This is a genomic window from Corynebacterium sp. NPDC104732, assembly GCF_055583565.1.
On sequence record NZ_JBVJNS010000014.1, the window covers coordinates 1 to 13,652 of the forward strand.

The following is a 13,652-nucleotide window of genomic DNA, read 5'->3' on the forward strand; positions in this document are numbered from 1 at the left end:
GGGGTTCAAGAACCTCGGGCACTACATCTTGCGATCCTTGATCCACTCCGGACAGCTGCACACCAAGATCAACGCACTCTAAAACCGGAAGAGCCACTAACCGCTAGGCTAGAGGCCATGAATGACAACTCCCTAAGCGGCTCCGAAGCCGTCAACCTGGCAGCAGAGCAAGCGAAACATACCGCTGACCGCAACATCCCAGGCCTAGGTGAACTTCCCATTCCTGATGACACCGCAAACCTCCGCCAAGGCCCCAGTCTGCACGATGGCCTCCTGGCGCTGCTTCCTTTGATCGGCGTGTGGCGCGGCGAGGGCCAGGCCGACACCGCAGTGGACGGCCAGTACAACTTCGGCCAGGAAATCACCTTCGCCCACGACGGCGAGAACTACATCGCCTACAATTCCCGCTTCTGGAAGCTCGACGAAGAAGGCAACCCAACCGGTGCCGACCTGCGCGAAACCGGGTTCATCCGCATCGACCTCAAAGACGAGATCGAGTTCATCCTCTGCCACTCCACTGGCGTCGTGGAAATTTTCTACGGCAACCCGCTCAACGAACGCGCCTGGCAGCTGGAATCCGCATCCACCATGGTCACTTCCTCTGGGCCTGCTGCTCTAGGCCCCGGTAAACGCCTCTACGGCCTCCTACCCACCAATGAGCTGGGCTGGGTGGACGAGCGCCTCGTGGCTGGCGAAATGCGACCTAGAATGTCTGCCCAACTCAAGCGCGTGATCGGCTAGCGCCCCAGCAAATCTCTGACTGTATCCAGGTCGCCGCGGGACTTCAGGGGGGCGTCGTCAAGCTGCGTGACCCGCACCGCGCCCCGCGTCGACGACACCAGCCACACCTGGTCTGCCTTGAGCAAGTCGCCGTAATACATCGGCTTTTCTCGGCAGTTCCAGCCCGCTTTCAGTGCGCGCTTAAACAGAAGCGCTTGGGTGGTGCCGGCGAGGACCTCGGCGCCCGGCTGTGGGGTGCGAATTTTGTTGCCACGCACGGTGATAATCGTGGAGGTTGCCCCTTCGAGGACCTGTTCACCGTCGGTGAAGATAACATCGTCAAATCCCCGGCTGCGGGCGTATCGCAACGCGGCCATGTTCTCCGCATAGGCCAGAGTCTTCGCGCCAGTGATACTCCACGGCGCAAGTTTGGTGAGCTGATAGCCCCGCGGTCCTGTGAGCACTTTCACTCCCTCAGCGCGCTGCCGAAGGATTTCCTCGCTCAGGGGCTTAACCACCAGCCACGTGCTTGGAATGTCTGGTCGGGAGGCCCTGCCCCGAGACATCGTCCAGGTACAGGCGGCTTCCCCGTCCCCGTGCAGCGATGCCCACTTCTCAGCTGCTTCCCGGGTCGCGGTAGCCCAATGGTCCGGGTTCGGCGCTGGCAGTCCCAGCAAAGTGGCAGAACGAATGAAACGGGCCAGGTGGCGGTCCAGGTTGACCGGCGTGCCCGCCACAATGCGAATGGATTCGAATACCCCGTCGCCACGGGTTACGGCAGCATCGTCCCAGAAGAGCATGGGCAACGCAGGGCTGTGTTCCCGAGTGGAACCGCCGAATGGCTCAAGGATATAGATCAGTGGGCTCATACCCTCTAGGCTACGCGCTAACATCGGTTTTGTGACTGACTACGTTTCCCCGCTGCTCTCCCGAGCAGGCGCAGCGCCACTGACCGACGACACACTCATCGACCACCACGGCGTGGCCTGGCACTACGGCGACCCGTTGGGCGAACAACGATTCACATCCGCCATTATTGACCGCTCCCATCGAGTGGTGATTGCGGTGTCCGGCCCCGACGCCCCAGCGTTCCTCAACAAGCTAGTGAGCCAAAAGCTCGATGACGTTCCTGACGGTTTCAGCGCCGCAGCACTCGACCTCGACGCCCAAGGCCACATCCTCCACCACATGGACGTCACACGCCGGGAAGGCACCTTCTACCTGGACGTTCCCCACCCCCAGGCCGAGACGCTCCTGGATTACCTCCGCAAAATGGTGTTCTGGTCCGATGTCACCATTGACGTCACCAACCTTGGAATCCTTACCCTCTTCGGCACGCTCCCCCTCCCCGACGGCCGCCTCGCCCGCACCGTCGATTGGGCCGGACCGCCCAGGACCGACCTGTTTGTGGAACGCACGCTTATCGACGCCACAACCGCTCAACTCGAGTCCACCGGAGGGCAACTCGCCGGTCTTATGACCTTCACCGCTGCAAGGGTCAACGCCCGCGAGCCGGAACTCGCAGCAGACCTGGACGCAAAATCCATCCCTCACGAATCCACAGAACTCCTGCGTCGCGCAGTCCACCTGGACAAGGGTTGCTACCGCGGGCAAGAAACCGTCAGCCGAGTGCATAACCTCGGACGTTCCCCTCGCGCCCTCGTACTCCTGCACCTCGATGGTTCTGCACCAACCCAACCCGCCCCCGGAACTTCGATAACTTCCGGAGGACGCACCGTCGGTAGGTTGGGGACCGTGGTGCATGACCACGAGCTGGGTCCTATCGCCCTTGGATTAGTCAAACGCAGCGCTATGTCCGCCACGCTGGTAGCTGGCGACACCGCATTGGCGGTCGATCCAGATTCAATCCCTGACGATTCGACACCACGACCGGGCCGAGCCGCCATCGATCGACTCCGCGGGCTCTAACACGGGGTAACACCACATTTGCCCTAACTTCACTATCTTCGCAGGTAACAGCGCTATCATTCGCATGCACCTCAGATTTTTTGCGACGCGAACCCAAAAATCGTAGCCCCGTTTGAGCATTTTTCGTCACTACCCGCTATTGTGTCTTACAGGAATACACTTATTTAGAAATCAAGCCCTGGGGCGACGGTCTTCCGTTCGCCCCGTTTACTCCAAGGGGGTCAGGCCATGGGTCGCGGCCGTGCCAAGGCAAAGCAAGCCAAGGTTGCTCGTCAGTTGAAGTACAACACGCCAGATATGGATTTGGACTCGCTCCAGCGCGAGCTCGCAGGAAAGTCTCAAGCAGACTCCTCCTACGACGAGTCCAACGACTACGAAGATCCATATGCGGAATGGGTTGAAGACGACTGGGACGAGGCTCCTGAAGCGGGCAAGCGCTAACTCCTGCTCCAACCCAAAGCTCTAGCGAGGTAAGAGAACATTCTCTTACCTCGCTTTGCCGTGCCCGTGGTGATCTAGGGCAGGTGCCGCGCTAGCGCGGGTGCCACCAAAATGAGAGTCCTGGAATTCGAGTCTCGGATGAAATAGCAACTGTGCAGCACAAAAATGGGGTTATATTCACCGAGACTCGAATTCCACGTCTCGCGTTCAGCTGGCTTGGTGCCCCGCAGTAATAGGAACTAATGCAAAAGCCGGGCCTCTCAACGGGCCCGGCTTATGAAGCAAATTTTTTAGGCGTCTGGGTGTGCACCCTTGAGGATGGCGCGGTCGGTCTCCCCCTCTGCGGCAGAGCGGACGGTTCCGAGCTCCCAGGCGTCGATATGCCGTGCAGTGAGCATCGCGAGCGCGCGGTCACGGTCTTCGGCGGCAACGACAGCGACCATGCCGATGCCCATGTTGAAGGTCTTCTCCATCTCTTCCTGTGGCACCTTGCCCAGGCGTTCGATGGTGCGGAAGATTGGGCCTGGGGTCCAGGTCGCACGGGACATCTCAGCGACCATGCCTTCTGGGATGATGCGGACCATGTTGCCCACTAGTCCGCCACCGGTGACGTGGCAGAAGGTGTGGACTTCGCATTCGTTGGCCAGCGCGAGGCAGTCCTTGGCGTAGATGCGGGTTGGTTCGAGGAGTTCTTCACCGAGGGTGCGGCCAAGCTCATCCATGTAGGTATCCAGTGGCAGTGCGGCCTTTTCCAGCAGGACGTGGCGCGCCAAGGAGTAGCCGTTGGAGTGCAGACCGGAGGACTTCATCGCGATCAACACGTCGCCGGTGCGGACGCGGTCGGGGCCAAGGAGCTCCTCAGCTTCCACAACGCCCACTGCGGTAGCGGATACGTCGTAGTGGTCGGGTTCCATCACGCCTGGGTGCTCAGCGGTTTCGCCACCCAGGAGCGCGCAACCAGCTTGGACGCAGCCTTCTGCGATACCGGCAACGATCTGAGCCACGTGCTCTGGAACAACCCTGCCGATGGCGATGTAGTCCTGCAGGAACAGTGGTTCCGCGCCACAAACAACCAAGTCATCAACGCACATTGCCACCAGGTCGATACCGATGGTGTCGTGCTTGTCCATAGCCTGAGCCACGGCCAGCTTAGTTCCCACGCCATCAGAGCCGGCAGCGAGCAGTGGCTCCTTGTACTTGCCCAGGGCAAACAGTCCAGCAAAGCCACCGAGGCTACCGCGAACCTCAGGTCGGGTAGCACGCTTCGCGTGAGGCGCGAACAGTTCGACCGCGCGGTCGCCAGCTTCAATGTCCACGCCAGCGGCAGCGTACGAGGTCACTTGTTCGTTGTTGTCAGTCATCGGTGTGTTCACTTCTCCTGGGTTAGTTTTCTGCCTGCATGGTCTTCACGAGCTCCGCATTGGCATTGCCCTCCGGCAGCCCGAGTGGGTACTTGCCGTCGAAACATGCGCAGCACAAGTTCTCGCGCTGTTCTCCGGTGGCAGCGACCATGCCGTCCACGGAGACGTAGCCGAGGGAGTCCGCCCCCAACGCCACGCGAACCGACTCCACCATGGCTGCCTCATTTGAGCCATCCACGTTGTTCGCGATCAGTTCACCTGGGGACGCGAAATCAATACCGTAAAAGCACGGCCACTTCACTGGTGGCGAAGCAATACGAACGTGCACTTCTGCGGCGCCGGCCTCGCGCAGCATCCTGATCAGGGCGCGCTGAGTATTGCCGCGGACGATGGAATCATCCACCACTACGAGCTTTTTACCAGCGATCTCCCCCTTGAGCGGGTTGAGCTTGAGGCGGATACCGAGCTGGCGAATAGTCTGCGTTGGCTGAATGAAGGTACGGCCCACGTAAGCGTTCTTCACTAGGCCGAGGCCAAATGGGATACCGGAGCCTTGCGCGTAGCCCACTGCGGCTGGTGTGCCTGAGTCTGGGGTTGGCATCACCATGTCAGCATCTGCCGGCCATTCCTTCGCCAGTCGACGACCGATTTCCACGCGGCTGGCATGGACCGAATGTCTGGAGATGACGGAGTCAGGACGTGCGAGGTAGACGTGTTCGAACACGCACAGTTTGCGGGTTGGTTCCGCGAAGCGGACGCTGTGGATACCGGAGGCGTCGATACGCAGCAGCTCGCCCGGTTCTACGTCGCGAACGAAAGACGCGCCCACGATATCGAGCGCACAGGTCTCCGAGGCAACAACCCAACCGGAATCGAGACGGCCTATGGACAGTGGTCGGACGCCGTGCGGGTCGCGAGCAGCGTAGAGGCTCTTGCCGTCCATGAAGGTGAGGCAGAACGCGCCCTTGATACGAGGAAGGAGTTCCTGGGCAGATTGGAAGATCGTCCTGCCGTCACGGGCATTGTTCGCCAGCAGCGCTGTCATGATGTCGGAGTCAGACGGATGGGAGTCCTTGTTCACCAGTCCCAAAGCTGTGGCCTCTTCCAACAGCTCCACATAGTTAACGAGGTTGCCATTGTGTCCGAGTGCCACGTCAATATCGTCTGGGGTAACCCGGAACATAGGTTGGGAGTTTTCCCAGGAGACACCGCCTGCGGTGGAGTAGCGAGTGTGCCCCACTGCAAGGTCGCCGTTAAGGGCACTCAAGGACTGCTCGTCAAAGACTTGGGAGACTAGGCCCAAGTCTTTGAATACGACGATTGAATCACCATCGCCTACCGCAATACCTGCGGCTTCTTGCCCGCGGTGCTGCAGGGCGTATAGGCCGTAGTAGGTAAGTTTTGCAACGTCTTCACCCGGGGCCCACACACCGAAAACGCCGCACTCTTCACGAGGGGCATGTTCACCGTGGTCATCCAAATCCGGGCGCTCTAAAGTACGGTCGTCTACCACGGTGTTCATCGTAGCCTGTCTAGGTCGTAACTACCACATTCCGGTTACGCCACCGACACCCCAAAAAGCCAACCGATCAGGTATGTCACTCCAAGCGCGAGTGCGCCACCAACAACGAGGCGGGTAACCGAGCGTCCTGTGCTGGATTCGGAGAACTTCGCAGACAACCCACCGGTAAGGGTGAGCGCCACCACCGTACCCAGCAGGATCACCCACACCCGAGCCTCAACTGGCGCGAAAATCGCACAGAGGAACGGAATCATCGCCCCCACAACGAAGGACACGGCACTAGAACCCGCAGCCACCCATGGGTTGGTCAGCTCTTCCGCGTCCATGCCCAGTTCCATATCGAGGTGAGCCGCAAGAGCATTCTGTGATTCCATCTCAGTCGCAGCGATCTCTGCCGTTTCCGCCGACATGCCCTTTTCCTCTAATATCCCGACCAGCTCAGCGTGTTCTTGGTCTGGAAAACTCTCCAACTCCCACTTTTCTTTAGCCACGAGCTGTCGTTCGGTGTCTCGCTGCGCGGAAACTGAGACGTATTCGCCGAGTGCCATGGAGACAGCGCCGGAAGCTACAGACGCAATGCCCGCCGTCAAGAGTTCTTTGGATCCGGCACCGGCGGCGGCCACACCCATCAGCAAACCGGCGACCGAGACGATGCCATCGTTTGCGCCCAGCACCCCGGCGCGCAGCCAGTTGAGCTTAGAGTTCACGTCCGTTGCGTGGGGTTCAAAAAACTCTTGGTTGTGGTCGGACATGATGAACTCTCCCTTGCACGTATCAGGCGTTGCTAATTCATCATGCTAACCACTATTTGCGCAGGTCACAACGAAGTTTAGCCTAGGTTTACTATGGGTAGCCAATGCTCTATCTCACCCGCGCGGGTGCCTGAGCAGTCTTTTTCTGCTGCGGCGAAAGCTGCAATCCCCGTTGCGACTCTCAGCCATTCGCGCGGCGACATCTCCACCACATTCGGCGGCGTCCCTCTCGTATGGCGTGGCCCCTGAATGCATTGCACAGCCACGAACGGCGGTACGCGCAGCTCCACGCTCTGCCCCGGCGCGGTCTGCGCTAGGGTCCGGGCGGTGAGGCGAGTGGCGTCGGCAAGCTGGCTTCTCGACGGCCGTTGCCCGCAATCCTCGTCCCTAATCCAATCGGCGATGGCGAGGACAGCCGCGCGGGTTTCGGCGGGATCCACTTTCTTGGGGGTAGGCATAGGCTCGGCTTCCATGTTGCTGAGGTGACAAGAATATATAGTGAACTCTTACGTTCATGTAGTTACTCGATCTGAAAGTCATCTTATGCCGGACCGCTCCCCTGCCATCACTCTTCGTTTCCTGGCCGCACCGACGGATGTGCTCATGGCTGGCAACCACGGCGTCAATGGTGGACGCGTGCTGGAATGGATCGACAAGGCGGCATACGCGTGCGCCACATCGTGGTCCGGGACTTACTGCGTCACAGCTTACGTGGGTCACATTCACTTCTTCCGTCCGATCCCCTCTGGACACATGGTGGAGGTGCGTTCCCGAATCGCCATGACGGGGCGCTCCTCCATGCATATCGTCAACGAGGTGTTCTCCGCAGACCCTCGCGAAGGCGTCTTCACCCGCGCCTGCGACTGCCTGGTCATCTTCGTCGCTAAGGACACCGCCACCGGAAAATCCGTGGCAGTGCCCACCTACGAACCCAGCACTGATGAGGAGCAGCGAGTTTACGAAGCCGCCCTCTCCCGCATCGAGCTGCGCCAGGCCATCGAGGCCGAAATGGAAAAGCAAACCTACAACGGCCCTTCCGACGCCCCACGCCTCATCACCCGCTTCCTGGCCAAACCAACCGATGTGAACTGGGGCGGCAAGGTCCACGGTGGCACCGCAATGGAGTGGATCGATGAAGCCGGCGCTGCCTGCACCATGGAATGGTCCGGCGAACACACCGTCGCTGTTTACGCTGGTGGTATCCGCTTCTACCGCCCCATCCAGATCGGCGACCTCATCGAAGTCGACGCACGGCTCATCCGCACCGACGCCCGTGGTATGCAAACATCCATCCACGTCCGCTCCGGTGCACCGCGTGGCGGCCGCTCCCACCTGGAAACCGCCATTCATGCGACTGTGTCCTACGTTGCTGTGGACATCGACGGCAACCCACTACCCGCCCGCCAGTTCACGCCGGTCACCGAGGAAGACAAGCGCCTCTTCGAACACGCAGCAACCCTCCGCGAACTGCGCTCCCAGTACTCGCCACGGCCACTAGTTGCGCAGCGGCAAGTGCGGTTGACGGATTAGGGCTAGATCGGAAGATTCTCCTCAATCAGGTCAATAACCTCATCATCCTCCGGGTCGGTCTTGGGCCGGAACCGAGCGATGACCTCACCTGACGGAGAGATCAAGAACTTTTCAAAGTTCCACTGCACGTCACCGGCGTCCCCTGTCGCATCAGGGGTCTCTTTGACGATCTGGTAAAGCGGATGCGCATTCTCGCCATTGACGTCCGCCTTGGCCAGCATCGGGAACGTCACCCCGTAATTTGCCTGGCAGAATTGTTGAATCTCCTCAGCACTGCCAGGCTCCTGCGCCCCGAATTGGTTGCAGGGCATTCCAATGACGAAAAGGCCTCGCATCATGTAGTCGTCGAAAAGCCGCTGCAAGCCCTCATATTGCCCGGTCAGGCCGCACTCGCTGGCGGTATTGACCAGCAGCACCAGGTGCCCTTCCCAATCTTTGAAGGTGGTTTCGGTGCCGTCCAACAGGGTTACTGGGGTGTCATAGATGCTCATGCCGCCCAGGCTAGCGGAAGTCACGGTAGTCGCGCGGGGTGAGGCCGAGACGCAGCGCCTTATCGACGCCCTCCAGAAAATCCCGGGCCGTCTTTTTATCCGAGAGATTGCGCGCCGAGATTGACAAGCGAACCGTCCTGCCCTGCGCCGCCCCACGCTCCACCGCGCGGATGATGTTTCGCCGCCACCACTTCGCCGCGCCGTAGCCTTCACCGAAGGACAGGTTTCGGGTCTGGGTGAAGTCCCCGCTGTCCAGATTGTGAATTCCCCGCGTGGAGGAAACGAGCGTGAACCCGAATTCCGGGAGGACCTGGAGAGTCCCCGCAGACAGTCGCCAGCGAGGCGGGGCAAACAGATCAGTATCAAAACCGATCTTCTGCATCTGACGGGTAGCGCCCTTGAGCCGCAGCCGGGCTTCGTGGGACTCCAGGTTCGCGAACTCGGCGCGTCGGCCCTGCACCGCTTGATCGAAGCCATTGAGGATGATCGCGCGGTCCGCGCTTTGCTGATCAAGGAGCCACTGCTTGGTGGCCGGGTCCTTGGCTAGGTGCCAATTGCCGTCGATATGCGGGGCGACCAGCAGCGACACTGGCACTCCCCTGCTGTCCAGGTGACTGATGAGTTTTTCGGTATCGGCACGTGTGGCATCAAAGATGCTTGAGATCGAAACCAACAGAGCGCCGTGCATGAGGCGTATTATCGCACGACCTCGCCCACCCCGCCACAGGAAAAGCCCTCAACCTGCTGGCTGAGGGCTCGTTGGGAAACAACTAGTGCCGGTACGCGTCCAGGTCGACCTGCGGCGTCGGCTGCAAAGTCATGTTAGGAGCGTTTTCGACCTCTGGGTTACGAAGGTCAACGTGCGTATCATCCGGCAAGGCGACGTAAGGAATCTTGCCGTTAAGCACGTCCTTGACGCGCTCTTTGTCGATGGACTTGGTCCAAACACCAACCAACAGGGTAGCCACGGAGTTACCAGCGAAGTTGGTGAGCGCGCGAGCTTCAGACATAAACTTATCGATGCCCATGATGACGTCCACACCGCTGAGCAGCGCTGGGGAGTGAGACTGCAGACCGGCAGCCAGCGTGGCGATGCCAGCACCGGAGACGCCAGCAGCGCCCTTGGATGCGATCATCATGAAGATCAGCAGGCCAATCTGCTCATTGAGCGACATCGGCATGTGCATGGCATCAGCGATGAAGATGGCGGACATCGTCAGGTAAATAGCGGTGCCGTCCAGGTTGAAGGAGTAACCGGTCGGAACAACAATGCCGACGGTGGACTTGTCCACGCCCGCGTGCTCCATCTTGCGCATGAGGTTAGGCAGCGCGGACTCGGAGGACGAGGTAGCCACGATGAGCAGGAACTCGCGCCCCAGGTACTTGAGCAGCTTGAAGATGTTGAAGCCACCGAACACCCACAGCACCAGGCCAAGCACCACAAACACGAACAGGAAACAGGTGATGTAGAAGGCGAGCATCAGCACGGCCAGGGACTTCACGGCAGCCATACCGGAGCCACCCACCACACCAGCCATGGCGCCGAAGGCACCAAGCGGGGCGAGCCACAGGATCATGTTCAGGATCTTGAAGACGACCTTCTGCAGGTGAGCGACGAAACCGAGAATCGGCTCGCCGGCCTTGCCCATACCTTGAACAGCGAAACCGAACAGCAGCGCAATGAACAGCACCTGCAACACGGATCCGGAGGTAAACGCAGAGAACATTGTGTCCGGAATGATCGACTGGATAAAGCCAACCGTACCCGTTGCCTTACTTGGGTCCGGCGCAGACTTCGGGCGCTCAACAGCTGCGATGTGCAGGTTAGAACCAGGCTGAATGTAGTTGCCCACCATGAGGCCCACCGCAAGAGCGAAGGTGGACATAGTGATGAAGTACGCCAGCGCAATACCGCCAGCCTTACCGACGGTGGCTGCAGCGCGAACCGAGCCAATACCCAACACGATGGTGCAGAAAATCACCGGAGGAATGATCATCTTTATCAGCGACACGAACATCGTGCCAACGACCTTCCATTCCTTCGCGTGAGCCGGATCGACCAGGCCGAAGGTGACGCCTGCGACGATCGCGACGATCACCATGATGTACAGCCAGTGGGTACGGTCCTTACGAGGCTTCTTTGACTCCGCAATGCGTGGGGTGGCGGAGGATGCAGAGAGGCGTTGGGCGGCCGGGTACTCGCCCATATTGTCTTTGTCAGACATCAGTGGTTGTGGTCTTTCTAGGAAATGGCCACCATGTATGCGGTGGCCGAGTGAACGTAAAGTTCGCTGCTCGACGCACAGCTCCAATTCCCACTTGGTGTGAAACCAACGAGGAGCGCACAGGTCTGTATCGAGGGGCACATCGAACCTTCTGCGAACTGTAGTGCCACGCTGCCTACGCAATCAATGCACAACTAAGCCCCACGAAAACGCCCCCGAAAGCGGGAGGAAAAATCACAAATCAGTTACATCTTCATTTCTGCAGCGTACAGACTTGCAGCCCCCGAAAAGTTCCGATAATAAGACGCAGCGCCATAAACTATGAAACACGCCACATAAGTAACGGAAGGGGTAAAAATACCCCCGCCCGCCTGCGCTTTAGGCCTCGAGACCGGACACCTGGTTCACCAGCCACGCGAGTTCAAAGGCGGACTGGCGCCACCGCTCATAACGGCCTGAGACACCGCCGTGGCCTGCTGCCATTTCAGTCTTGAGCAGGAATTGGCCACCAGCAGCGGTGTCCCGCAGCTTCGCGATCCATTTCGCAGGCTCCACATACAGCACACGAGTGTCATTGATGGAGGTCACCGCCAGGATATTCGGGTACTGCAGCGCCGCCACGTTCTCATATGGCGAGTAGGACGCCATGTACTCGTACACTTCCTTGGATTCCAGCGGGTTGCCCCATTCTTCCCACTCCACCACAGTCAGTGGCAGCTCCGGCATGAGGATGGAGGTCAATGGATCCACAAACGGCACCTTCGCGGCGATGGCCTTGAATCGATCAGGAGCCATGTTTGCCACGGCGCCCATCAACAGGCCTCCGGCGGAGCCGCCCTCGGCGCCGAGCAGTTCGGGCGTCGTCAAGCCTGCTGCGATGAGGTCGTCTGCGACGTCGATGAAGTCGGTGAAGGTGTTCTTCTTGGCGAGGATCTTGCCGTCGTCATACCAGCGGCGTCCCATCTCGCCGCCACCACGCACGTGCGCCACGGCAAAGACGATCCCGCGGTCATACACGGAGATGTACAGGTTGGAAAAGCTCGGGTCGATAGAATGCTCATAGGAGCCATAGCCGTAGAGGATCATCGGGTTCGGCTTGCTCAAGTCCAGGTCAGCGCGGTGCACCAGCGACACCGGGATTTTCTGACCATCCCGCGCGGTCACCCACCGGCGCGTCGCGACATAGTCCTCCGGGTTGTAGCCACCGAGGACTTCCTGCTGCTTCAGCAGAGTGCGCGTTTGCTTCTCGACGTCCAACAGGTTCACGCTCGCTGGCTGCGTAAAACTGCCATAGGTATACCGAAAGACCGGGGTATCCCACTCCGGATTGCCACCGGAACCGGCGGAATAGAGCTCCTCATCGAAGCTCATTTCCACAAAACTGGTGTAGCCAGGGTCCAGCTTCATCAGCGCAATCCGGCCGATGGCCTCCCGTCGGTAGCCCAACACCAGGTGGCCGGCAAACGGGTCAATGGCTTCCAGGCGGACATCGCTACGGTGTGGCACCAGGACATTCAGTTCCTCAATCTGGAAAGAGCCCACCGGGCACTCACCGATCTCGAAGTTGGGGCCCGTCGCGTTGTGAATGACCAACCAACGGTCCTCACCATTGACCACTGCATGGTCAACACCGTACTCGATCCCTTCCTGACGCGGCAGCAAACAACGAAACTCACCGGTCGGATTATCCAGCTCCAGCGCCCACATTTCCGAGGTCATCTTCGACCCGGCCTCCAGAAGCAAGTACTTTTCCGACCGTGTGGAAGCGACGCCTACCCAGAACCGCTCATCCGGCTCGTGGAATACGCGAACATCCTGCTCGGTCGGGGTTCCGACCTTATGGCGCCACACCGAATCCGGACGCCAGGACTCGTCCACTCGCTGGTAGAAGAGATAATCATCCCCTGCCCAGGTTGCGCCGTAGGCAATATCTTCAATGACGTCATCGAGCAGCTCACCGGTACGCAGATCCTTGATCCTTAAGGTGAAACGCTCGTCGCCCTTAGTGTCGGTGGAAAACGCCAGGAAATTGCCGGACACCGTCACACTGGACGCCCCCACAGCAAAGAACTCGTGGCCCTCTGCCAGCTCATTCATATCCAGCAGTACCTGCTCATTAGGCTCAGGTTCTTCCGTGATCGTCGGCGGAAGCCACGCATCCTGCCCCTCTGTCACCGGCAGACGGCAGGCACGCCCGTAGCTCTTCCCCTCCTCCGTACGGGAGTAGTACCAGAATTTCCCCTGACGCACCGGAACCGACATATCGGTTTCCTTAATGCGGCCCTTAAGCTCCTGGTAAAGGTTTTCTTCCAGCGTCTTCAGATGCTCAGTCTGCTCCGCAGTATATGCGTTTTCCGCTTCCAGATATGCCTTAGTGTCGGCCGATTCCTTGTCCCGCAACCACTCATAATTGTCAACAAAATCAATGCCATGATGGCTGCGAGTAATAGGGCGCTTAGCTGCTTTAGGGTACATGAGCTACCACACTACCCGGACACAAGGGGTGCGTGCTTCACAGCGGTCCCGAGACAGCCCTCGCCGCAATTCCGGTTTCCGAAAAACAGCAGAAAAGATTCATCTATCCTGTGCGTGCCAAAAACAACAAGTTCCACATAGGCCCTCCTGCTCCCACTGGCCACAGTAGATACCAGTAGTGCGTTCGGTAGGCACTGGACATCCTA

Annotated in this window: 13 protein-coding genes; 4 read left to right on the plus strand and 9 right to left on the minus strand. The window is 59.4% G+C overall.

What is annotated here, in order from left to right:
- Positions 1–117: 117 nt before the first annotated feature.
- Positions 118–741 (plus strand): heme-binding beta-barrel domain-containing protein, encoded by a 624-nt coding sequence (locus tag ACZ6ZO_RS09850; RefSeq protein WP_182385456.1) that lies wholly within the window; start codon positions 118–120, stop codon positions 739–741.
- Here the strand turns inward: ACZ6ZO_RS09850 and ACZ6ZO_RS09855 are convergent.
- Positions 738–1,589 (minus strand): aminodeoxychorismate lyase, encoded by an 852-nt coding sequence (locus ACZ6ZO_RS09855; protein WP_465292293.1) that lies wholly within the window; start codon positions 1,587–1,589, stop codon positions 738–740. The genes ACZ6ZO_RS09850 and ACZ6ZO_RS09855 overlap by 4 nt on opposite strands.
- 22 nt (positions 1,590–1,611) lie before the next feature.
- On the opposite strand from ACZ6ZO_RS09855, the gene ygfZ reads away from it, so the two are divergent.
- A complete protein-coding gene (gene ygfZ, locus ACZ6ZO_RS09860) occupies positions 1,612–2,649 on the plus strand; it encodes a CAF17-like 4Fe-4S cluster assembly/insertion protein YgfZ (protein ID WP_465292392.1) in 1,038 nt (345 codons plus the stop codon).
- A gap of 228 nt (positions 2,650–2,877) precedes the next feature.
- Positions 2,878–3,090 carry a DUF3073 domain-containing protein gene (locus tag ACZ6ZO_RS09865; protein ID WP_182385454.1) on the plus strand — a complete coding sequence of 71 codons (213 nt, stop codon included), beginning with the start codon at positions 2,878–2,880 and terminating at the stop codon, positions 3,088–3,090.
- Between the two features lie 290 nt (positions 3,091–3,380).
- On the opposite strand, the gene purM is transcribed toward ACZ6ZO_RS09865, so the two are convergent.
- From purM to ACZ6ZO_RS09885, 4 genes are all read right to left on the minus strand, one after another.
- The gene (gene purM / locus ACZ6ZO_RS09870) at positions 3,381–4,451 is read right to left on the minus strand and encodes a phosphoribosylformylglycinamidine cyclo-ligase (RefSeq protein ID WP_465292295.1); all 1,071 of its coding nucleotides are present in this window, start codon (positions 4,449–4,451) and stop codon (positions 3,381–3,383) included.
- Between the two features lie 22 nt (positions 4,452–4,473).
- On the minus strand, positions 4,474–5,973 hold the full coding sequence (gene purF, locus ACZ6ZO_RS09875; protein WP_465292297.1) for an amidophosphoribosyltransferase: 1,500 nt from the start codon (positions 5,971–5,973) through the stop codon (positions 4,474–4,476).
- Between the two features lie 35 nt (positions 5,974–6,008).
- Entirely contained in the window at positions 6,009–6,725 is a 717-nt protein-coding gene (locus tag ACZ6ZO_RS09880) for a VIT1/CCC1 transporter family protein (RefSeq protein ID WP_465292299.1), read from the minus strand.
- A 77-nt stretch (positions 6,726–6,802) separates the two neighbouring features.
- Positions 6,803–7,183, minus strand: a complete 381-nt coding sequence (locus ACZ6ZO_RS09885; protein WP_417925952.1) for a sterol carrier family protein — start codon at positions 7,181–7,183, stop codon at positions 6,803–6,805.
- Between the two features lie 85 nt (positions 7,184–7,268).
- Between ACZ6ZO_RS09885 and ACZ6ZO_RS09890 the strand changes: the two genes are divergently transcribed.
- Positions 7,269–8,255 carry an acyl-CoA thioesterase gene (locus tag ACZ6ZO_RS09890; RefSeq protein WP_465292302.1) on the plus strand — a complete coding sequence of 329 codons (987 nt, stop codon included), beginning with the start codon at positions 7,269–7,271 and terminating at the stop codon, positions 8,253–8,255.
- A gap of 2 nt (positions 8,256–8,257) precedes the next feature.
- On the opposite strand, the gene ACZ6ZO_RS09895 is transcribed toward ACZ6ZO_RS09890, so the two are convergent.
- The 4 genes from ACZ6ZO_RS09895 to ACZ6ZO_RS09910 all read right to left on the minus strand — a co-directional run bounded on the left by ACZ6ZO_RS09895 (position 8,258) and on the right by ACZ6ZO_RS09910 (position 13,446).
- Positions 8,258–8,746, minus strand: coding sequence for a glutathione peroxidase (locus ACZ6ZO_RS09895; protein WP_465292304.1), 489 nt, complete (start codon positions 8,744–8,746; stop codon positions 8,258–8,260).
- Positions 8,747–8,756: 10 nt separating this feature from the next.
- Positions 8,757–9,434, minus strand: a complete 678-nt coding sequence (locus ACZ6ZO_RS09900) for a DUF2334 domain-containing protein (protein ID WP_182385442.1) — start codon at positions 9,432–9,434, stop codon at positions 8,757–8,759.
- Between the two features lie 82 nt (positions 9,435–9,516).
- A complete protein-coding gene (locus ACZ6ZO_RS09905) occupies positions 9,517–10,953 on the minus strand; it encodes a cation:dicarboxylate symporter family transporter (RefSeq protein WP_465292394.1) in 1,437 nt (478 codons plus the stop codon).
- A 396-nt stretch (positions 10,954–11,349) separates the two neighbouring features.
- Positions 11,350–13,446 carry a S9 family peptidase gene (locus ACZ6ZO_RS09910; protein WP_465292306.1) on the minus strand — a complete coding sequence of 699 codons (2,097 nt, stop codon included), beginning with the start codon at positions 13,444–13,446 and terminating at the stop codon, positions 11,350–11,352.
- Positions 13,447–13,652 lie beyond the last annotated feature (206 nt).